This is a genomic window from Gimesia chilikensis, assembly GCF_008329715.1.
GTDB classification, from domain to species: Bacteria; Planctomycetota; Planctomycetia; order Planctomycetales; family Planctomycetaceae; genus Gimesia; species Gimesia chilikensis.
In genome coordinates, this window is sequence record NZ_VTSR01000032.1 from 651,176 (window position 1) to 672,335 (window position 21,160).

The window sequence follows — 21,160 nt, forward strand, 5'->3', positions numbered from 1 at the left end:
ATTCTACTGATTTACACTTTCTGAATTGTAATCAGGGCCTTCGCATTTCCGATGGTGACTTCTTTGCCATCCGTCAGGCTCTGAGACTGATCCAGCTGATCTCCGAGGGTTTCTCCCAGGATGTAATCAGTCCAGTTGGAAACAGCCTGTTCGATCTCTGCTGCCCCCTGCGAATCATATGTGACAATGATCCGATCTTCGATTTCCAGATCGGCTTCTTTACGAAGCTGTTGAATCTGGCGAACGAAGTCACGAGCCATCCCTTCCTGTTCCAGCTCCGGTGTGAGTTTCGTCGAGATCGCAATCTGGATCCCCTGCTCATCGGCACAAGCCCAGTCAGCAGCCTGTTCCGTTCCCACCAGAACATCGTCCGGTTCCAGATCGATCTGGTTGCCCGAGAGTTCCAGCGAAACCGATTCACCGCGTCTCAGAGGTCCCAGAACCTCATCGCCCAGTTCGGGAAGTTCCTTACGCAACACCCCGAGCAGTTTTCCGTATTTGGGGCCCAGTGTTTTCAGGTTCGGTTTATAAGTGTAGCTGACCAGTTCATCCAGGTTTTCACAACGGGTAACCTGCTTGATATTCAGCTCTTCTTCCACAGTACTTGCGAGGCTTTCAATCGCTTCGGCCTGTTCTGGGGTTTGACAGGCATAGCGTAACTCGGCCAGCGGCTGACGGACACGCTGATTCGATTCATCTCGCAGCTTGTGTCCCAGCTTGACCATAATCTGAGCCTGAGCTGAGCGGAAGTTGAGTTTCTCATCCAGCAGTGTGGTGTCACAGGTGGGAAAATCACAAAGGTGCACGCTGGTGGGAGCACTCTTATCCCAGCTGGTTACCAGGTTCTGATAAATGCGTTCGGTCAGGAAGGGGATGACCGGAGCCAAGGCTTGAGAAAGCGTAACCAGGACTTCATAAAGAGTCTGGTAGGCAGCCAGTTTGTCTGTGTCATTGGCATCCTGTGAACGCCAGAACCGACGACGGTTCCGACGGATATACCAGTTGGAGAGATCGTCAATAAACGTTGTCGCATTCTTGAGGAAGCCGGCATAGTTGTAGGCTTCGATCTCGGTCTTGGCAGAGACCAGCAGAGCCTGCAGGTTGGACAAAATCCAGCGGTCAATTTCAGGACGATCTGCAGCAGGAACGGCAGCTTGTGAAGGATCAAATTCATCCAGCCGTGCGTAGTTCACAAAGAATGCGTAGGAGTTCCAGAGAGGGATTAATACCTGGCGGCGGATTTCGTCGGCGGGTTTACTCTCAACCAGACAGGTAGGTGCTCCTTCGCGAGTCTCTGAGATCGGGCCTTCCGGAGTCTCCAGCGTGACCTGCTCGTCCGGGTTTCGCATGCCAAAACGCAGATCGCTGGCGGGGTTATGTGCCAGGTACATCCAGCGCATTGTGTCAACGCCCAACTGCTCGGCTGCTTCTTCAAACCAGATGGCGGTTCCATCTGATTTGTGCATAGGTTTGCCTTCCTCATTCAACACCAGGCGATATCCCAGCAGTGTTTTGAATGGAGGAGTCCCATCCATCATGGTGGCCATCGATAACAGGGCATAGAACCAGTTGCGGAACTGACCGGGGAAACATTCGGTGACCAGGTCAGCCGGATACCATTTCTCCCACTCTTCCGGGTTCGTATTGTATTGCATTGTCGAGAAAGGCACGATGCCTGCATCCAGCCAGGGATTTCCTACATCCGGAATACGGGTCATCAGGTTCCCGGTCTTGGGGTTTTTCAGTTTCACCTGATCGATCCAGGGGCGATGCGGCGTGTGCCCCTCGAGTGCTTCCCAACCTTCTACTGCACGTTCCTTGAGTTCATCAAGGGATCCGATGACTTCGAAATCACCGGTTTCTTCGTCTACCCAGATCGGCAGTGCCAGGCCCCAGAAACGTTTTTTGGAGACCATCCAGTCTCGCATGTTGGTCAGCCATTCGAGTTCGTGCTGCTCCCCATCAATACTCGAAGGGACCCAGTCGATCTGGCGGGTGATATCTTTGATCTCTTCGCGCCAGTCCATGTTAATGAACCATTCATCTACCAGGCGGAAAATCAACTCATCGCCTGTCCGCCAGCAATGTGGATAGATGTGGGGATACTGTTCGACGGAGACCAGCAGGCCCTTCTCTTTCAGCTTTTCAAAGACCAGTTCCGGAGTCGCAGGATCGATGGCTTCCATTCCAGTGAATTCACCAAAGCCCTCTTCGAACCGACCATCCTCGCCCAGCGGTGCAATCGCGACCAGCCCGAGTTGTTTGCCAAGCTGGTGGTCGACATCACCACAGCCGGGAGCCGTATGTACGATCCCGGTTCCTTCACCAGCGACCACATGCGGGTTCCCTTTGAAATCGCGTCCACCGTCGACAACCTTGTGGCAGGAAATTCCACTTTGATCCAGCAGATTCTCGTCACTGGGGTATCCGCCGGGAGTCTGTTGTGCAGGCAGATTATCGAAAGGACCAGTGTATTCCCAGCCCACCATCTCAGCACCCTTGATGGTGTCGACGATCTCATATCCCCCCTGCTCTTTGAAAATCTGAGCCAGGGTTTTCAGTTTGGGAACATCTTTGGGCCAGGACCACTCGGGGCGTCCAAAGCCTTCTTTGTACTCACGACTCAGTCGCTGATACTCGAGGTTATCCTTGGCGAAGTAGTAAATCGCATCGTCTTTTTTCGCCTTGAGTTTGACGTATTCCAGATCCGGATTGATCGCTGCTGCCACGTTACTGGTCAATGTCCAGGGGGTGGTGGTCCAGATCAGCAGGAATTCGTTTTTCCGGTCTTTCAGAGGGAAGCGGACGAAGATGGATTTGTGGACAGAGAGCTTACGACCATCGGCCACTTCCATCTGGCTATAGGCACTGCCCCCGCGTCCCGACCAGGGCATCACGTCATGTCCTCGATAAACCTTCCCCCGTTCATAGCACTTCTTGAGGAATGTCCAGATGGTTTCATTGTTTTCCGTGGAGAAGGTGAAGTAGCTCCCGCCCCATTCCGCATTCCCCAGGCGTGAGACCAGCATGTCTGCCCGGTCAGTCACCTGCTTTCCGCTGGGGGTAGTGATGGTGACTTCGGTCTCTTCACCGACGGACTGCGCCAGCTCACGTAACTGATCCGGATTGTCCCAGTCCATCCAGAAGCCCAGTCGTACTGACTGCTCGGTCTGACGAGCGGCAAACTTCAGTACCCGCTTTTTACATTCGTTGACGAATTTATCGATCCCGTGAGAGACGATTTCCTGTTTGGTGCCATATCCCAGCTCTTTTTCGACCTCCACTTCGACCCAGAGCCCCTGGCAATCAAAGCCGTTCTGGTAGCGGAGTTCATGTCCCGTCATCGCGTAATAGCGTTGATAGGCGTCTTTGTAGGTTCTTCCCCAGGCGTGGTGCACGCCCATGGGATTGTTGGCGGTCATCGGACCGTCTAGAAAACTCCACTTGGGTTTTCCCTGATTCTTCCGGCGGAGCTGGGTAAACGTCTGGTTCTCTTCCCAGAATTTGAGGATTTCGTGTTCACCTTTGATGAAGCTGGCATCAGTAACTTTTTGAAACATCGGAAGATCTTATTGTGTTTTCTGGTCTGAAATCGGTTAGTGGGAATTTGGAAAAAGATCAGCAGCAGTAACTACTGTCAGTACCATTTCAAATAATGATTCATTACTCTGACGCGTATCTGCGATAAGCAGAAGTATAATAACGGGAATGCGTTAAGTATTACATAGTCAGCGCTGGCTTGCGAGTGCTGTAAATTCGTATTTGTAACTGTTTTGTCAGTTTTTTACCAGTTCGAGCACCTGAATGTCATCCTCCTCTGAACCCCTGATGCATGTCGTCCTCTATCAGCCGGATATCCCGCAAAATACAGGGAATATCGGTCGCACCTGCGTGGCGGTGGGAGCGAAACTCTGGCTCGTTCGTCCCCTGGGATTCAAGCTGGACGCAAAACATTTGAGGCGAGCCGGGATGGATTACTGGCAACACCTGAACTGGGAAGCCGTAGATAGCCTGCAGGAAGTGCAGGAGCGGCTCTCAGACAGGACATGGTGGAAGCTGACCAAGTTCGCGACCCGACTGCTCTGGGATGCTGAATTTGAGCCAGGACACGTCTTCCTGTTCGGAAGCGAAAGCAATGGCCTGCCTCCCAGCGTCAGGGACGCGTCCCCCGAATGTAATCTGAAACTGCCGATGTATGAAGAGGTCCGCAGTCTCAATCTTGCCAGTACAGCGAATACCGTCATGTACGAAGCAGTCCGTCAGTTCGGGGGACTTCCCTGAATCGATTATTTGCCGCGGCCAGTTACCGGATACTGCGGGTCCTGGAAACCTTTTCCGCTGTGTTCTCCTGGGGGAACCAGTGAGTTGATGAATTCCTCATCTTCGGCCGTGATTTCAACGTCGAGGCATCCCATGTTATCTTCATACTGTTCCATGGTGCGCGGACCAATGATGATCGATGTCAGAATGGGATTGGCCAGGCACCAGGCGAGCGCGAAATTCGTCATCGAAACGCCTTTTTTGTCGCAATAGGCTGAGATTTCCTGCGAAAGTTCGATGCTGACATCGCGAAGTTCCGCTTCGTTCATCCGCTTATCATTGCGGGAGGCCCGACTGCCTTCCGGGAATGGTTTGCCGGCCTGATACTTACCCGTCAGGATGCCACGTGCCAGCGGACTGTAACTGACAACACCGATCCCCTTCTCCTGACAGAGCGGCAGTAGTTCCACTTCAATGTCTCGGTTCATGATGTTGTAAAGGGGTTGGACACAACTGAAGGAATAGAGATTACGCACATCGCTTGTCCAGAGAGCCTCGGCTAAACGCCAGGCACGGAAGTTTGAGCAGGCGATATAGCGGACCTTACCAGAGCGGATCATGTCATCCAGAGTGCGGAGCGTTTCTTCGATGGGAGTCTGATAGTCGGGGGTGTGCACATAATAGATATCAACATAATCGGTCTGCATCCGCTGCAGGCTGCGATCGAGTTCCCGCATCAAATGAACTCGGCTGGCTCCCGCATCGTTGGGCCCATCTCCCATGGGAGCCCGTCCTTTGGTGGCCAAAACGACTTTATCACGGCGGTCGACCAGTGCCTTGCCGACAACGGTTTCGGAACCACCTGTGCTGTACATATTTGCGGTGTCGAAGAAGTTGATTCCCTGATCAATGGCTTTATGCATGATGGAGATTGAGTCAGCCTCGCTGGTGGGGCCACCGAACATCATCGTGCCCAGACAGACGGGAGAGACACGTACACCAGCTTTTCCTAAGTTGCGGTAATCCATATTTGTCGTTCCTGAAGTTGAAATAGGGTTTTTATTGCCAGTCATCAGCTGGTCTATCTTCGAGGTTTGCAACAGATTTCTCAAGGCACAGGTGATTTCCTGTTACATGAGTGGTTGAAGATTTGATCAATGCCTGTTAAAATCGTATTTTCCACCTTGGACTTACAACTCAGCCGCTGATCGGAAATCACTTCAAATCAGGAACGATTCGAGTGGATTGCGGCATTCAGAGAGTGAATATCTCAATTTTCTAAGTTTTAGAAGTAGATACGAAAGGCATTGCTTCGAATGGGAACCAAGAAGACCGGTAAAGGACGTCGAAAAATTGGTCGTAAAAAACGACGTGCAAGAGCTAAGATCAGACACCGCAAGGACTAGTCGTCAGGCTGGACCAGATTAATAGAGATTCGCTGTTCTGGAAAAGTTGCTTTTTCAAAGCACAACACAAAATACCAGTGAATCTGCGGCCCCCTGTTTTCTCTCGAAACAGGTGTGGAATGCGCCAAGCAAAAAACGGGGCTGATTTGACAGGCCCCGTTTTCGATGCGCCAAGGGGAATTCACACCCTTCTTTGCTTACCAGTATTTCTCGAAGTGGATATTTCCCGGACTCTTCGGAGTTGAGAGTTTGTATCCCTGCTCGGAAAGCAGTTCAACCATTCCCTTGGATTCGGGGAAAACCAACTCTCCCTGATCGTTTTTCTCCGGTAGACCAATCATGGAAGGATTGCCACAGAGAAAAACGTGTGTCTTTCCAGGTTTGGGCGACCAGCCGAACTGCGCCTCGAATTTCTCCGGTACGATCATATCCTGCAGATACTGTTTGCCTACGTATTGAGGATGATTTGAATCAATATTTTCCGGTTCACGGGTCGTGAATGATCCATAGTGGTAGTTCGGATACTTTTCCTGCAACTGTTTCTGCTGATCGAGGTAACCGAGGTCACCTCGATAACGAACACAGGTCATTGATACGATTTGCCCGGTATGTCCACGTTTGAGTAATTCAATCGTCATGGAGTTATGCGGGGCCTCGCCAGTTCCGGTTCCGGCAAAGATGACATTATCTTCAGGTTCGACTGGTTTGAGAGTGTATGTACCAACCGGCTTTTTACCAAGATGCAGTCGATCGCCTTCTTTCAGATTGAACAGGCGGGGGGTCAGTGGTGGATCATCAGTGTCGGGACGCAGAACCAGAGTGATATAAAACTCCAGGTAATCAATCTCATCATTAGCCAGCAGATCTCCCTGGACGTCAAGCATAGGGCACGAGATCGAATATGCGCGGCGGATCAGTTTCTGTTTTGGTAATTCTGCGAGAGGTCCGCCATCGACTCGATGTTCCCAGGAACCGAGGCCCAGGGTTGTATATTGGCCCCCTGAAAAGCGGGGAACTTCTGCATCAGGTTTTACACGCATGATCATGAGGTGCGCGTGAGGCATGCGCAAATCCTGGACTGTTGCGTTGTAATATTTGTTACGTAACTCTTCTATTTCAGCATTCGATTGCCCGGTCGGAGGATTCGATGGATTCATGACTCTCCCTGTGGCGCTTAATTCCAAACCAGTACAGCTGGTGGGGGATATTGAATTGTCTGGATTTTACCTGCTGGGCCTGACTCAGTATCTGCAACTTCAAAGCACAGCATACAACGAGTCGATCAACAGGATAAAATGATGTTTATAGCAACTAAAGGTTCACTCCTCTATCACTTTTTTGAACCAGATTGTCAAGTCTGATCTAACCTTTCTATAGGGAGCATGAGAGATCAAATCTGATAGTTTCAGACTGTCACAATTGAAGCGAATCGAGTTTGAATGCTGTATTGAATACTCCAGTCGGGGAAGGCACGTAGTCTGTACTGATCGGAAAAATCAAGACGGCTCGTTGTCTGACTGATTCTCTTCTGATTTCGTTCCCTGGATATTCACGCCGCTGCCGATCAGTAAATTGTGATCATAGCACCACCGGTAGAAACTCCCTGTTTTTTCCGGAGGGAGTATTTTGAGCTGTTCAAAACCAGCTTCTTTAAACCAGCCTTGTAATTCGTCCACAGTGTGATGGTACTGGTAAGCAGGCGCGAACCAGTCAAAGGTATCGCAGACCCGGTTTTCCCAGTTGGGGTGGTTGCTGAAATTCACGACCTTGTTCAAGGTTTTATTGATCACAGGAATCCCACCCAGCCATGCTCCCAGGCGGCACCAGGGCTCCAGTTTTTCCGGGGACATGCGCGTAGTAATTTTTCGCAGCCCGGAATTGATGCCTTCCTGCCACCATTGATTTTTCCGATAGAGCCAGACTGAGTACTTACCTCCCGGCTTGACCATCCGGGCTACTGCGTCGAAGACGGCCCGGGTATCTTTATCGTGGTGCATCACGCCGATTGAAAAAACGAAATCAAATGACTCCGGTTCAAAGGGGAGGTGCTTCAGGTCAGCCTGAACCAGGCGTACCTGATCGAGGTGGCTGCAGAGTTTACTCGCTTTTTCGACTGCAGTTGTGTGGTCTGCGCCAAAGACAATCCCCCCTGCCTCGGCTGCGACCTTGCAGTAACGGCCTCCGCCGCAACCAGCATCCAGGATGCGAAGACCGTTTAGGTCGCTGAGTTCCATTCCGGTTTTGGCTGTAAAAGTCGCCCGGTCTTCATCATCATGAGCGACTTCATATTTGTTCCACTGCAGACCGAAGCTGGAGAGATGCTCCTGCTCTACAAAGCGAGGAATCCCATTTATAACCGGATACGATTTTTCTGAGGTTGGCGAATTGAGGTTCGCCTGTGATTTATCCAGAACCAGAGGTGAGCCGTCTGTCGGATCTCGTAAGATGTCGAGGAGTTCCTGAGAAAGAAATGATTGCGGGGATGTTTCTTTCGTCATGGATTTCAGCTGCTTCTTAGTTGGCTTGTTGAAACATGTATGTGTGAGACGTGGCTTAAAACTCAATTTCCATCAGATCTTCACCGAGTATTGTATTCGGAAAGATCTTCTGAGCAACTTCAATTCCTACCGGATCATCGCCTGTTTGCTGAGGATCAATATGTGTCAGTACCAGCTTTCCAACGCCGGCATCTCGCGCCAGTTCTGCAACAGGGGTTGTGTGGCTGTGTCCGGTTTTATCAGCCCATTCAGCCTGCTCGTCTGGAAAATAACATTCATGGATGAGCAGGTCGACACCTTTGACAAATTCAAGATGCTGCTCCGGATGGGATGTGTCAGTGACATAGGCCAGAGAATGGCTGGGCCAGTCGATTCGATAGCCGACTGATCCTCCGGGATGTTCCAGGTCGATGTGGCGGAGAGTGCCCTGCTCCGGAACCGAGACCTGTTCAGGTAGGGTGATGAATTCGTAATCGGGAAGCAGCGGGAAGATTTCTTTGCTGAACAAGTGAGTCTGAATGGCATCCAGTTTTGAAGCTTCGCCATAGACTTTGACAGAATCAACCTGTCCAGTCAGCATGGGAACCAGAAAGAATGAAAGTCCGACGATATGGTCCAGGTGCGCGTGTGTCAGAAAGATCTGCAGGTCGCGGGTTTGCATGTACTGGGGAACGCGAAAGAAACTGGTTCCTGCATCAAAGATGATCCCGGACTCTGGCAGCATCAGGCAGGCGGTATGTCGACGATCATTCGGGTGGTATCCGCCTGTTCCCAGCAACACGATACGCATTGTCTCACTCCCTCACCACTCAACATGAAAATGCCCGTTAATAAAGTGTTATTATGGCTTTATTAACGGGCAAATGGATAGTCTGGCTACAGTGGAACCAGCCAGGTGATTCGAAGAGACCCGCTGAGGGGCTTACGAATCGAGGCGACGCTCACGAATCCAGTCGGTGTGGAACGTGCCTTCTTTGTCAATCCGCTGGTAGGTGTGAGCACCGAAGTAGTCACGTTGAGCCTGCAGCAGGTTGGCAGGCAGTCTTGCCTGGCGATAGCCGTCATAGTAGCTGAGAGCTGCAGTAAAGCTGGGGACCGGCAGGCCAAGTTCGACAGCAGTAGCCACAACACGACGCCAGCTGGGCTGAGATTTTTCAACAGCATTGCGGAAGAAGTCATCCAGCAGGAGGTTTTCCAGTTCCGGATTCTTGTCGAAGGCGGCCTTAATGTCCTGCAGGAAGGTTGAACGAATAATACAACCACCACGCCAGAGCAGAGCGATGTCGCCATTGTTGAGTTTCCAGCCGAAGTGTTCTGCGGCGGAGTTCAACTGTACGTAACCTTGAGCGTAGCTACACAGTTTAGATGCGTAGAGTGCCTGGCGAACGTCTTCGATAAACTGATCCCGGTCACCTTCAAATTTTTTCTCGGGACCGCTCAGGATTTTCGAAGCCCGGACGCGTGCTTCTTTCTGGGCTGACAGGCAACGGGCGTAAACAGCTTCAGTAATCAGTGTGGTGGGAACACCCAGATCCAGAGCGTGCTGGCTCATCCACTTACCGGTACCCTTCTGTTTGGCGGTGTCCAGGATCTTATCGACCAGGTAGTCGCCGGTTTCTCCATCCAGGACGGTGAAGATGTCGCGGGTGATCTCGATCAGGTAACTTTCAAGTTCGCCACGATTCCATTCATCAAAGACTTTGTAGAGCTCTTCATTTGTGAGGCCCAGGGCATGCTTCAGAATGTAGTATGATTCGCAGATCAGCTGCATATCACCGTATTCGATACCGTTGTGAACCATTTTCACGTAATGGCCGGCACCCGCTTCTCCTACCCATTCACAGCAGGGAATATCGTTGTTTTCACCAACCTTGGCAGAGATATCCTGCAGAATCGATTTGACGTGAGGCCAGCCGTCGGGGGAACCACCGGGCATGATGCTGGGGCCTTTGAGCGCCCCTTCTTCACCACCGGAAACACCGGTTCCGATAAACAGGAGACCTGCCTCTTCGACTTCTTTGGTCCGTCGATTGGTATCATCAAAGTGTGTGTTTCCACCGTCAATGATGATATCGCCAGGGCTGAGCATGCCTTTCAGGTCGTCAATAATGGCATCAACAGCAGGGCCGGCTTTGACCATCAGCATGACTTTACGAGGAGTGGCCAGGTTATCGACCAGCTCTTGCAGGGTGTGGTAACCCGTAATCTGCTGCTCATCTGTTTTCTGGCTGACGAATTCGTCTGTGGTGCTCGTGGTACGGTTGAATACACCAACGGAATAACCGTGATTGGCCATATTCAAAACCAGGTTTTGTCCCATCACTGCCAGGCCGACCAGGCCGATATCGTGTTTTGACATGAAAATTTCTTCTTCGCTTTTAATGTTCTGTGATTAAATGATACTGTGACTGCTATGTCATTCCTGAGCTCAGGATCGTCTCTGGTTTACTTCTTCCAGGGAGGGAGTTCCGGCAGGTAGCTGTCGAATTCAGCGATGACTTTCGCCTGATATTCGCCAGCAAATTCACCGTTCAGGAATTTGTCGCAGGCTTCGCCAATGAAACGTTCCCAGCTGGCTTCTTCTGCTCCAGGGTTGATCGGGTAGAAAAGTGCTCCTACAGCTTCAGCGGCTTTCATGTCGCCGGGAGCATCGCCGATCATCAGGACTTTATTTTCTTCGTATCCGAAGTTCTTTGCCTGACCCAGTGTTTCTTTTTTACTGCCTGCTTCCTGGCCACAAATCGCATCAACGTATTGTGCGATGTCGTGTTCTTCCCACTCTTTATTGAGTGCTTCGTTGGGAGTCGCAGAGCAGACAATCATGTCGGCGACCGGATCCAGCTTGATGAGGCTTTCGCGAACATTTGGATAAGGGGGCACATCGTGCACCATGTCGGCGATCATCTCGTTGACTGCAAGTGACCATTTCAGAGCCAGTTCCAGATCAGCATCTTTGGTTTTCTCAACTTCGGCAGCCAGGGTGGGATTACCGAGTTTGGTTTCCCGTTCGATCCAGTCTCTCACACCCTGGAGACGCGGAATGGTCACGTTCCGGGAAATGACTTCCGGGCGCTCTTCCAGCAGGTCCAGAGCCAGAGTGTAGGAAATGAAACGGTTGGCCCCACGCCATTTGGAGTAGAGGTTCGTGAACTCAGCCGCTTCACGAGCATACTTGGAAATGGGTTGCAGGCCAAAATAGTTGATAAAATTAGGAATGAAACACTCTTTGTGTTTAATTTCCATAGAATCGAAGGCACACCCGTCTGAGTCGATGCCGATCAGAAACTCACTCTTCTTCTCAAACTTGGTATCCAGAGGATTATCCGACACAATTGTCTCCCGTATGTATTAAATAGCTTATGTATGTAGAGGTTTATCTGTCTGCCTGGGGAACGTACTTAGGCAGTTTCTGGTCCGAGAACAGCGGCTGCAGTTGAGCCAGTCTCATCCGCCCATTGATCATGGGGATGCTGGGCCAGTCGTTACCGACCAGAGGCTTACAGTATTTGACGAAATCGTCAGTCACGTCCATCCCGTCGGCTGTAATCCAGTTTTTAGGGAAGGTACGTTCGCTGTTCGCGACTTCGGGCAGTGGTACCTTGTCGTATCGGACATTGTATCCCGGGCCTTCAGCACGGAGAATGGTTGACATGTAACCTGATTCTCCAGCGGCAGCCAGCAGGGCTGCTTTCTGACCTGCACCGTAAGCTTCGTCCAGGTCAACGGTAGAAGCGTATGCAATGTTATGACGCTGGTCAGTTCCCGGAACATTGGCCCGGGCGGCGCCTTTCACAGCCAGTCCCCGCTCGTTTAATTCATTGACCAGCAATTGAGCTACGGTCAGCTGGCTGGAACTGAACTGGGTGTGTCCAAAGGAATCTTTCGTTTCCCCGATATCACCCAGAGAGAGTCCTTCACTGACAACTACGATCAGACGGCCGTCTTTGCGCAGCTGGTCGTTGACCTGTGCATGGATCTGCTCGATGCTGATCGGATTTTCTGCAAGATAAATCTGCATCGGGATCTTGCGCTGAGGGTCTGCCAGTCGGGCAGCAGCCGGAATAAAGCCGATTTTACGTCCCATGGCCTGGAGTACAAGCACAGGGTCGGCAGGACAACTGCCCCGGTTTTCTTCATTGGCCATCTGGACCATACTCATCCAGTAACGGGCGGTACTACCGTACCCGGGAGTGTGGTCGATCAGTTTAAATTCGCTGTCTCCCACATCGTTATCGATGGTTTTGGGAACTCCGATGCCAACGACATCCACGCCCCGCTCTGTTGCCATCTGAGCGACTTTATTGGCGGTGTCCATGGAGTCATTTCCGCCGATGTAGCAGAAATAGCCGATGTTGTGTGCCTTGAAAACTTCAATGATCCGATCGAAGTCTTCATTCTGATGATCTTTCAGCTTGTAACGGCAGGTTCCCACGGAACCAGCGGCAGGCGTGACCCGCAGCAGAGCGATTTCTTCAGGAGACTGGCTGCTCAGATTCAGCAGTTCTTCTTTGAGCACTCCTTCGATGCCATGCCAGCCAGCGTAGATTGTGCCGATTTCGGGAAGATCTCTCGCAGTTTCGACTAAACCTCTCAGGCTGTTGTTGATGACCGGTGAAGGTCCACCAGACTGGGCCACGATCATATTCTTGGGACTTGCCACGTTTTCTCCTCACTCTGCTGTAGTCTATTCATTGAAATACCCCTTCCTCGCCGGAACTGGGGTATCTCTGACGGATACTTTAAACACGCATGAATTGATCATTCTGATAGCTGTGGTCGGAAACAGACCGGCAGTGTCGTGTTGAATTTCAGGAAAATTCCGCGAGTGTCAGAATGATCGATTCCTTACAAATCAATTAAGGCGTTTACGAACGCTTCCCACAGTTATTCAGGCGAATGTCAGAAGGCTTGTGTGGTAAAGTGTTAATCTGAAAAAGGTTGCGATTAACAATTCCGTTTCCTGAGCGGGCGGAAGATAGCCTCTGTACAGTGTGGGTGATCTCGTTAAAAGACTCACAAAGACTTGTTTTCACTCACTAATTCGGGATGTTACCCGATTTGAGGCGTTAATTCAAAGTATCACCCTAGCGCCAATGGAGAAAGTTCCGGGAAAGTTGGGAATGTCAAATGTCCTTAGAGGAAGGCTGCTCTTAAGTTAATGTCTCTAATTATTGGGTGTCAGAGACACCTTGATCCCCTCGATTTGATAAGACAGATTGAGAGGGCCGAACAGGACATCAAAAAACTCATTCGCATCCGCGTTCTGGACCGAAATATCGATTCTCTGAGTGAGATCGACGCCAGCCTGCTTTAACTGCTGAGGCTGATACTCAAATTCAATTCCGGACTGCTCCAGTTTCTGCATGACGGCCAGTACCGGGACTTTCTGAGCCCGAAGCGTGAACTTACGGCGTTGAATGGGAAGTACGTCAATTTGAGGAGTTCCCATCTTACGAACCGGACGCTTTGCGGGATTCAGTTCTGCTTCAACTTTTTCCTGAAGGTCAGCAGAGGCGTCAACCAGCAGCATCCTGCCTTCCCTGGTGATCATCGCTGCAGGGAACAATTCTTTGAGATGTTCAATCGTTTCATTCAGGGAACGTCCTCGGGATGAGTATGTTTTTTGAACAGTCACATGATCCGGAACAGGCAAAAGCCGGATCGCGGTTCCCTGCTTTTCCCAGAGGAAGGTCAGATTCAGTTGATTTAACACCAGGAGCAGTGCTTCATTGGCATTCACTGCCATCAGGGCGCCATGTGACCACAAATCATGGGGAATTCGCTCTGGATTACTGATGGTAATCTGATAGGAGTCTGCTATCTGATTGAGTAATTCAGCCGGCGTATCGAGATCCTGATAGTAAAACGACTTATTCCTGGAAAGCTGAATTGCTCGCGTTTTCATATCAGGTTGATTGTCTGACAGAGCGAGCAATTCCTGCTGCTTTTGTGCCAGCAGGGTTTTGAATGTCCCCATGGCCTGATCAGGTCCCAGGTAGACGTTACTTCCGACAACGATGGCTCTGGCGTGGAGCGCCGAGGCAATCTCATCCAACCCTGCTTCCACGCTCTGGTTCTGCAGATCAATTTTGAGAGTCGTGGATGGATCGATGCGGCGGTCGAGGATCAGGGAAATCTGTTGTGTTTTCTCAATCCTTTCCAGAACCGTTCGAATTCCCACGTTTGACCAGGAGGCAGAGATTGGCTGAGTCAGGGCATGCCTGAAATTGCGTTCTACCAGGTAAAGTGGTTGATCCCGGTTGAGAATAACGGGGGATTCTGTTGTCAGTTGGGCAAGCAGTTCCGATTGCGTAATAAACATTGTCAGGCACATTGAAAACAGGCTGGCAATGATGAACGGGAGATTCCGGGGGGCGGACTGACGCACTTTTCAGAACTTTCTATCGGACTGTCTTCCAATGCAGGAAAACGGAAATCAGGTGCTGGAGTGTGACTTGTTTCCATGATACCATATCAAAGGAGTCTATGCCTGCCCATTTGTGCGGGAGATATGCGAAAATACTTATCTGAAGAGAGTTAAGGCGCTATGCAGAAGTTACAGGCTGTCGGCATTGATTTGGGAACTACCTATTCTTGCATCGCTCATCTGAATGAACATGGAGAGCCGGTCACCATTCCCAATCTGGAAGGTGAACTGTCTACTCCTTCCGTGGCTATGTTTGACGGCGCTGAAGTGATTGTTGGCACTGAAGCGCTCAGGCACGCCATCGTTAATCCGCAAAATGTGGTTCAGCATGCAAAACGCTTTCTAGGTAAGCAGGATTTTCGATGGGAAATTGACGGGCGCTACTTTTCTCCCCGGGATATCTCTGCATTCATCCTGAAGAAGCTTTTAGCTTCCGCAGAGGAACGTATCGGTCGGATTGATTCGGCCGTCATCACAGTTCCGGCTCAGTTCAGCGATTTGCAGAGACAGGAAACAATCGCGGCTGGTAAGCAGGCAGGACTGACACAGGTCGATCTGATCAATGAACCGGTGGCTGCTGCCCTGTGTTACGTGCTGGGGTCCGAGGGGATGTGGTTTGCCGAACTTGCGGAAGAGCAACGCATTCTGGTTTACGACCTGGGGGGCGGTACGTTCGACCTGTCATTGGTTAAGTACCAGAAAGACGAAGTAGAAGTGATTGCCAGTGGCGGTGATCTCAAGCTGGGGGGGATTGACTGGAACAGTAAACTGCAGGCATCAGTGGCTGAGCAGTTTTACAATGAGTTCGGCATCAATCCCTGCAACGATCCGGAAAGCCTGCAGTATCTCGCGAATGAAGTCGAACAGGCGAAACGCAGCCTGACAGTCAGACCCAAAACCACTCTGGCCTGCCAGGTTGGCTCACAGCGTAAAACCTATCAGATTACACAGTCGCAGTTCGAGCAACTGAGTAAAGGGCTGGTGGATCGCACTACTGAAATCACCCGGGCACTGTTGAAGGACAACAATATGGGGTGGGCCCATGTGGATGTTGTGCTGACTACAGGGGGATCTTCCCGCATGCCCATGATCCGTGATGCCCTCAAGCAGGCCAGTGGTACGACACAGAATCTGTCATTACCCCCGGATCAGTCGATTGCCCATGGTGCAGCTTATTATGCGGGAATGTTGCTCAGTAACCGGGAATACGCGGAATCGATTCTGACGAAGGATGCCGCCAGTCGACTGTCCAAAATGAAGCAGCATAGCGTCAACGCGCGGTCACTGGGCTTTCTGGTGCGTGACCAGACGGGACAACAGCGGATACCGCATTATCTCTTGCCGGCTAATACAAAGTTGCCGGCAGCGGTCAAACATACCTACGGAACTGTCTCCCCTGATCAACGCCGTGTGCATCTAAAGCTGATCGAAAGTGGCGCTTCTCAGGATGAACCATTTGTCATTCTGGGGAACTGCAAAATTGAAGGACTGCCTCCGAATCTGCCGGTCGATTCCAAGATCGAAGTACAGATGGAATATGATGCAGAGGCACGTGTGCATGTTTCTGCTAAAGATTTGACAAGCGGAAAAGAGGCACGGATCGAAATTTCTCGGGAGCAGAACCTGATATCCACAGCACCTGCAACTGCAGAGGCCACTCCGTCGGACGGGACACAGAAAGATTCTCAGTCTGATCCGCTGATGCTGCAGGAAATACTGGATCAGGCAGAATCCATCAAAGCGGAGCGAAAGGAGCAGAAAGCTGCGCCTCGGGAATCTTTCACTACCAAACCGAATCCTGTGGCACGTGGACTGGACAGTTCAGAGCGGCCAGTAGCATTATGTAACCAGTGTGGTGACCCCTTGCAGGGGGCACCGGCGTCTGACTGTCCGACCCCGGAGCAGCATTCGAAAGGGACAGCATCCAGCAGGTCGAATAAGGGACGTCGTACGGGCGTCGGAAAACAAACGCCGACCTCACCTGATGCTCCACAGAAAACTCGTAAAAAACAGGCAGGTTCTCAGAGGAAAAAAAAGGGATCTGCTTTACAGGCACAAAAGAAGCCGCGTCCGAAATCCAGCAAGCCCACCAGGATGGATGCTGCTGAGAGCGAATTCTGGGATCTATTGGAAGACGCCTGATCTGCCTTTGACAAAATTTCATAAAATGAAAACCACAGGATAACTGATCTCTGATGAAAATAGACCGGATTGAACTTTACCATGTGGCGATGCCACTGATTTATCCCTGGCGTACCGCTTACGGCGAAGACGCAGCCATTCATTCCGTGTTATGCCGGATGACCAGTGGTTCTGTTGATGGCTGGGGGGAAAGCACACCTCTGGCTGCCCCCTGCTACAGTCCGGAATGGGCGGGGGGGGTATTTCATACTGTCTCAGAATGGCTGGCACCAGCAGTCGTTGGACAAAGTTTTGACAGCGGTTCCGCGCTGCAGGATGCCCTCTCGCTGTACAAGGGGAATTCATTTGCCAAGGCGGCTCTGGACAATGCCTGGTGGAGTCTGCACAGTCGTATCAGCGGAACGCCCCTGCACATTGCTTTGGGAGCAACACGCGATGAAGTACCTGTGGGAGCAGACTTCGGAGTGATGGATCATCTGGATGATCTGATTGAAGCCGTTGGGGGAGCCGTATCGGAACAGTTTCCTCGGATTAAGCTGAAGTTCCGTCCCGGCTGGGATATCCCCATGCTTCAGGCAATTCGGACGGCTTTTCCAGATGAGGTATTTCATATTGACTGCAACAGCGGTTATCGTCTGAGCGATCTCCCACTATTTCAGGCGATCGAAGAATTTGATCTGGCAATGATTGAGCAACCTCTGCAACACGATGACCTGACGGACCATGTTCGACTGCAGGAGCAAATTAAAACGCCGGTTTGTCTGGATGAGAGTATTACGCACCCCTATCGTGCACAACAGGCAGTCAATTTGAAGAGTTGTCAATATGTCAACGTCAAGCCGGGCCGTGTGGGCGGCCTGACAAACGCCGTCATGATTCATGATCTCTGTCAGGCTGCGGGAATCCCCTGCTGGGTCGGGGGGATGCTGGAGAGTGCAACAGGAGCCTCGCATTGTACTGCTCTGGCGATGCTGGATAACTTCACCTATCCCGCTGATATTTTCCCCAGCGAGAAATATTATCGAGAAGATATGGCCCAGGAGCCTCTGAGACTCGTCAATCTTGAGGGAGGAATCCCGGGGGTGAAAGCGTTTGACGAATTGCCAGACCCGGATATGAATCGCCTGCAGGCACTCACACTCCAACACAACATAATTGAAGCTTGAGTTTCTGCGAGATTCAGTTTAGGGTGGGTTCGAATGTTCATGTTTTGCCGCGGCAGCAAGCCGGAGTGGGAAAAAACGAGAAACTTCTAAGAAATTCACCTTCCTGGGGAATAACCAGATGTCTTACTGCCTCTGTTTAGTTAGAGAATCAGGTTATGTCACGGACCAGTCGTAACAATTCGGAAGAACTGACACGATTAGTTGATGAGTATTATCAGCTGCTGTATCGCTATGCTTTTCGCCTTTCGGGCGACAGAGCTGATGCAGAAGACCTGACTCAGCAAACTTATCTGATCGCGCAGAAGAAACTGTCCCAGTTACGCGATGCAAGGTCTGCCCGTTCCTGGTTGTGTACGATTTTACGAAATTTGTTTCTGAAAAAAGTCACGCGGAAAGCCGAGCCTGTTTCACTGGGGTCCAGTCCTGATGTTGCCTCTGATCCTGCAGAGATACCGGAACTGACCTCAGAAGAACTTCAGACTGCACTGGACGAGTTGCCCGAGGATTTTCGACTCCCCTTATTAATGTTTTATTTTGAAGAACAATCCTACAAAGAAATTTCGAATGAGTTGTCTATCCCGCTGGGAACCGTGATGAGTCGGCTGGCACGTGCCAGGGCTTTTCTGCAGGAACGGTTTGCTTCGCTCCGGGAAGATATAAGTCCGATTCATTCATAAAAAAGATTGCCCTTTACGGTATTACCATGAACGCTTCCGAATCATCCAGATCACCTGAATATTCTGAGCCAGATCATACTGTCTCAGATTCATTCGCTGATGGTCCCCTCTTTCATTCGGAGCTCAAGCGTGTTTTATTTGAAGTAGATGTACCAGAAAATGGAAAGCAGGGAGTACTGGATGCTCTGGCCCAAAGTGGCTCCAATGCCACCATCTCTACAGATCATCCCCCTGTTTCCCGGAGAGCTTATCTCAAAAACCCGGGAACCCTGGTGGGGCTATCAACATGCCTGCTGTTTGCCGCAGTTCTGGCGTTTTTCTGGGTAACCCGACAACCGGTAATTCCTCTGGTGAAGCTCAGTCCAGAACTGAATCTCGACAGTCGCTTCATGTCGGAATTCGATGGAAATTTCGCGACCTCATTTCCGGCACAAGGTGGCTGGCATCAAAAGGGGCTGTTGAACTTTATTGGTCAGACCTACGGACTTTCCATCAGCGAGTCAGTCGTGCACGACGCTGCAGTTCGTTTTTTCAGACTTTCATCAGGAAAAACTCGCACTGTCTATGGTGCTCTGCTGCAGATTCCTGCCAGTAGAGTCAGTCCCCTGCCCACCTTAACCTCTTTTGATCCAGGCAAGGTCGAGTATACTCAACTGGGTAAGGGGAATTACGCGACCGTGAAATGGGTCGAAGCAGATCAGGTTTATGTCTGCATTGTCTTTGGTGGTGCCCGGGAGTTGGAAGCTCTGGGACGTGCTTTACAATCGACTGCCGCTTGAAATCTCTCTACTAACCGGCTCTACTGGTACCTGCAGTTGTTTGACGCTGCGCAAGTGAATGGAGTCTGACTATTTCCCTATCAACTTCTGAATTTCCAGGGTAGCCGCCATGTTCTCTCTGCTTCGATTTTACCTGATTCTTTCCGGAGTCTGTCTTGTGTCTGTTCTTCCCTCTCAAGCAGCCAGCTATGTTTACATTTCTCTGGGCGGGGAGAAGAAGATTGCCATCTATCAGCAGAATGAGGCGGATGGAAAACTAACGCATCTTTCCAACATTAAAGTCCCAGGCGCGCCTGGCTGTCTGGAAGTCGATCCAGAGAAGAAATATCTGTTTGCATCCATCCGTTCTGCCAAAGAGTTCATGAGCTTCAGTATCAATCCTGAAAACGGCGCACTCACGTTGATCTCTGCGGTACCAGCGGGGGGAAATGCAGCTTATATCGCCACAGACCGTAAGGGACGTTACCTGCTTTCAGCTTATTATGGTGAGGGGAAAGTAGCCGTACATCGGCTCAAGAAAGATGGCACAATCCTGCCCGAAATTCTCCAGACAATTCCAACAGACAAAAATGCACATGCCATTTTGCCCGATCAGTCAAATCGGTACGTGTTTGTACCCCATACGGGGCCCAATGCCGTCTATCAGTTTTTATGGAATGAATCTGACGGAAAACTGAAAGCGAATGAACCGGCGATTTTCGAAGCGGCCCCCGAGATGGAGCCCCGCCACCTGGCTGTTTCAAAAGACAATCGTTTTATCTATTTTGATAACGAAAAAGGGAGCTCTGTCACTGCCTGTAAGCTTGATTCCGAATCTGGAACCTTGAAAGCGTTTCAAACCATTTCCACTTTGCCGGCTGATTTTGAAGGGAAGAATACCTGTGCCGATATCGAACTCTCGCCTTCAGGAAAAAATCTGTATGCTTCCAACCGGGGCCATGACAGCATTGCCTGTTTTGCCGTTGATCCTCAGACCGGAAAACTGAAATCGATGGGACAGGCAGCGACCGAGAAAACGCCGCGATCCTTCAACATCGACCCGGAAGGACACTTCCTGTACGCCGCGGGACAAAATAACGGGAAACTGGCTGCCTATCGTATTGATCCCCAGACCGGCAAGTTGACGCGGATTGACACCTACGAGGTGGGGAAATCTCCGTCCTGGGTTGAGGTCGTAAAGGTTCCCTAAATTGCCTAATTCAATCTGAAATAATTTCCAGTTCGAGTTTTGGATGAATTGCTTCAGATCATCGGTGGTGAAAGTCGATGAGTCTCCATAAGTGATCCTGTGATGACAGGACGCACGTATGCGCACACTGATAGCGCAGTACGGACTTTGACTATTCATTTTCTACTGAAGAGAGAGGCTGGGTATGCGCTCTTCTGCCGTTGCTGTAATTCTGATCTCGCAGTGTCTGATGTCACCGGCGTTCAGCCAGGAGCAGGTTCCTCTTCAGATCAGCTCAGATATCAAAAGTTCTGATGAGAGCCAGGGGAAAGTGAATATCACCAGAGGGCCTTCCAAACAGACTGGACCGGCTTACCAGCGAATGTCTGTCAGCCAGCGCCTGATTCAACAGCGTGCATTCTTGCAGGCCAAACAGCGCATGGAGCGGATCGCCACACGTAAAGCGATGGGGATCACTCCTGGCCGGCCTACAGTCAATATCAATGTGAGCCCGATTCCGACCTATGCACAGATTATGCAGGAGTCTTCCGGATTCTATTTTGATCCCTACCACTATTATGGTTACTGGTATGGTGCCCCGGGCTATGTGTTCCCTTGAATCCGTTAAGTGCTGGAT

General features: G+C 50.8%; 16 protein-coding genes. 7 read left to right on the forward strand and 9 right to left on the reverse strand.

What is annotated here, in order from left to right:
* Positions 1–11: 11 nt before the first annotated feature.
* Positions 12–3,560, reverse strand: coding sequence for a class I tRNA ligase family protein (locus FYZ48_RS27405; RefSeq protein ID WP_149345665.1), 3,549 nt, complete (start codon positions 3,558–3,560; stop codon positions 12–14).
* Positions 3,561–3,804: 244 nt separating this feature from the next.
* On the opposite strand from FYZ48_RS27405, the gene FYZ48_RS27410 reads away from it, so the two are divergent.
* Entirely contained in the window at positions 3,805–4,281 is a 477-nt protein-coding gene (locus tag FYZ48_RS27410; RefSeq protein WP_145039911.1) for a tRNA (cytidine(34)-2'-O)-methyltransferase, read from the forward strand.
* A gap of 5 nt (positions 4,282–4,286) precedes the next feature.
* Here FYZ48_RS27410 and FYZ48_RS27415 read toward each other — a convergent pair whose 3' ends face one another.
* From FYZ48_RS27415 to FYZ48_RS29405, 8 genes are all read right to left on the reverse strand, one after another.
* Positions 4,287–5,288 carry an aldo/keto reductase gene (locus tag FYZ48_RS27415; protein WP_149345666.1) on the reverse strand — a complete coding sequence of 334 codons (1,002 nt, stop codon included), beginning with the start codon at positions 5,286–5,288 and terminating at the stop codon, positions 4,287–4,289.
* Positions 5,289–5,863: 575 nt separating this feature from the next.
* Positions 5,864–6,730 (reverse strand): ferredoxin--NADP reductase, encoded by an 867-nt coding sequence (locus tag FYZ48_RS27420; protein ID WP_242022789.1) that lies wholly within the window; start codon positions 6,728–6,730, stop codon positions 5,864–5,866.
* Between the two features lie 432 nt (positions 6,731–7,162).
* Complete coding sequence (locus tag FYZ48_RS27425) at positions 7,163–8,164, reverse strand: methyltransferase domain-containing protein (protein WP_149345668.1); 1,002 nt, start codon at positions 8,162–8,164, stop codon at positions 7,163–7,165.
* A gap of 55 nt (positions 8,165–8,219) precedes the next feature.
* Positions 8,220–8,954, reverse strand: a complete 735-nt coding sequence (locus FYZ48_RS27430) for an MBL fold metallo-hydrolase (protein WP_149345669.1) — start codon at positions 8,952–8,954, stop codon at positions 8,220–8,222.
* 132 nt (positions 8,955–9,086) lie between these two features.
* On the reverse strand, positions 9,087–10,523 hold the full coding sequence (gnd, locus tag FYZ48_RS27435; protein WP_149345670.1) for a decarboxylating NADP(+)-dependent phosphogluconate dehydrogenase: 1,437 nt from the start codon (positions 10,521–10,523) through the stop codon (positions 9,087–9,089).
* Positions 10,524–10,609: 86 nt separating this feature from the next.
* Positions 10,610–11,494, reverse strand: a complete 885-nt coding sequence (locus FYZ48_RS27440) for an HAD family hydrolase (RefSeq protein WP_145440487.1) — start codon at positions 11,492–11,494, stop codon at positions 10,610–10,612.
* Between the two features lie 43 nt (positions 11,495–11,537).
* A complete protein-coding gene (locus tag FYZ48_RS27445; RefSeq protein ID WP_242022790.1) occupies positions 11,538–12,824 on the reverse strand; it encodes a diphosphate--fructose-6-phosphate 1-phosphotransferase in 1,287 nt (428 codons plus the stop codon).
* Between the two features lie 504 nt (positions 12,825–13,328).
* On the reverse strand, positions 13,329–14,486 hold the full coding sequence (locus tag FYZ48_RS29405; RefSeq protein WP_187782255.1) for a hypothetical protein: 1,158 nt from the start codon (positions 14,484–14,486) through the stop codon (positions 13,329–13,331).
* Between the two features lie 225 nt (positions 14,487–14,711).
* Here FYZ48_RS29405 and FYZ48_RS27460 point away from each other — a divergent pair, with 225 nt between their 5' ends.
* The 6 genes from FYZ48_RS27460 to FYZ48_RS27485 all read left to right on the forward strand — a co-directional run bounded on the left by FYZ48_RS27460 (position 14,712) and on the right by FYZ48_RS27485 (position 21,142).
* Positions 14,712–16,733, forward strand: a complete 2,022-nt coding sequence (locus tag FYZ48_RS27460; protein ID WP_149345672.1) for an Hsp70 family protein — start codon at positions 14,712–14,714, stop codon at positions 16,731–16,733.
* Positions 16,734–16,786: 53 nt separating this feature from the next.
* Complete coding sequence (gene menC / locus FYZ48_RS27465) at positions 16,787–17,899, forward strand: o-succinylbenzoate synthase (protein ID WP_149345673.1); 1,113 nt, start codon at positions 16,787–16,789, stop codon at positions 17,897–17,899.
* A gap of 155 nt (positions 17,900–18,054) precedes the next feature.
* Entirely contained in the window at positions 18,055–18,576 is a 522-nt protein-coding gene (locus FYZ48_RS27470) for an RNA polymerase sigma factor (RefSeq protein WP_145039932.1), read from the forward strand.
* Positions 18,577–18,602: 26 nt separating this feature from the next.
* Complete coding sequence (locus FYZ48_RS27475) at positions 18,603–19,355, forward strand: hypothetical protein (protein ID WP_149345674.1); 753 nt, start codon at positions 18,603–18,605, stop codon at positions 19,353–19,355.
* Positions 19,356–19,512: 157 nt separating this feature from the next.
* Positions 19,513–20,544: a lactonase family protein gene (locus FYZ48_RS27480; protein ID WP_187782256.1), complete on the forward strand. Its 1,032-nt coding sequence runs from the start codon at positions 19,513–19,515 to the stop codon at positions 20,542–20,544.
* Between the two features lie 184 nt (positions 20,545–20,728).
* Positions 20,729–21,142 (forward strand): hypothetical protein, encoded by a 414-nt coding sequence (locus tag FYZ48_RS27485; RefSeq protein WP_149345676.1) that lies wholly within the window; start codon positions 20,729–20,731, stop codon positions 21,140–21,142.
* Positions 21,143–21,160 lie beyond the last annotated feature (18 nt).

Bases quoted from the DNA above. Each gene is read 5' to 3' on its own strand.
- FYZ48_RS27405 (WP_149345665.1), bottom strand. From the start codon at position 3,560: ATGTTTCAAAAAGTTACTGATGCCAGCTTCATCAAAGGTGAACACGAA.
- FYZ48_RS27410 (WP_145039911.1), top strand. From the start codon at position 3,805: ATGTCATCCTCCTCTGAACCCCTGATGCATGTCGTCCTCTATCAGCCG.
- FYZ48_RS27415 (WP_149345666.1), bottom strand. From the start codon at position 5,288: ATGGATTACCGCAACTTAGGAAAAGCTGGTGTACGTGTCTCTCCCGTC.
- FYZ48_RS27420 (WP_242022789.1), bottom strand. From the start codon at position 6,730: ATGCCTCACGCGCACCTCATGATCATGCGTGTAAAACCTGATGCAGAA.
- FYZ48_RS27425 (WP_149345668.1), bottom strand. From the start codon at position 8,164: ATGACGAAAGAAACATCCCCGCAATCATTTCTTTCTCAGGAACTCCTC.
- FYZ48_RS27430 (WP_149345669.1), bottom strand. From the start codon at position 8,954: ATGCGTATCGTGTTGCTGGGAACAGGCGGATACCACCCGAATGATCGT.
- gnd (WP_149345670.1), bottom strand. From the start codon at position 10,523: ATGTCAAAACACGATATCGGCCTGGTCGGCCTGGCAGTGATGGGACAA.
- FYZ48_RS29405 (WP_187782255.1), bottom strand. From the start codon at position 14,486: ATGTTTATTACGCAATCGGAACTGCTTGCCCAACTGACAACAGAATCC.
- FYZ48_RS27460 (WP_149345672.1), top strand. From the start codon at position 14,712: ATGCAGAAGTTACAGGCTGTCGGCATTGATTTGGGAACTACCTATTCT.
- menC (WP_149345673.1), top strand. From the start codon at position 16,787: ATGAAAATAGACCGGATTGAACTTTACCATGTGGCGATGCCACTGATT.
- FYZ48_RS27470 (WP_145039932.1), top strand. From the start codon at position 18,055: ATGTCACGGACCAGTCGTAACAATTCGGAAGAACTGACACGATTAGTT.
- FYZ48_RS27475 (WP_149345674.1), top strand. From the start codon at position 18,603: ATGAACGCTTCCGAATCATCCAGATCACCTGAATATTCTGAGCCAGAT.
- FYZ48_RS27485 (WP_149345676.1), top strand. From the start codon at position 20,729: ATGCGCTCTTCTGCCGTTGCTGTAATTCTGATCTCGCAGTGTCTGATG.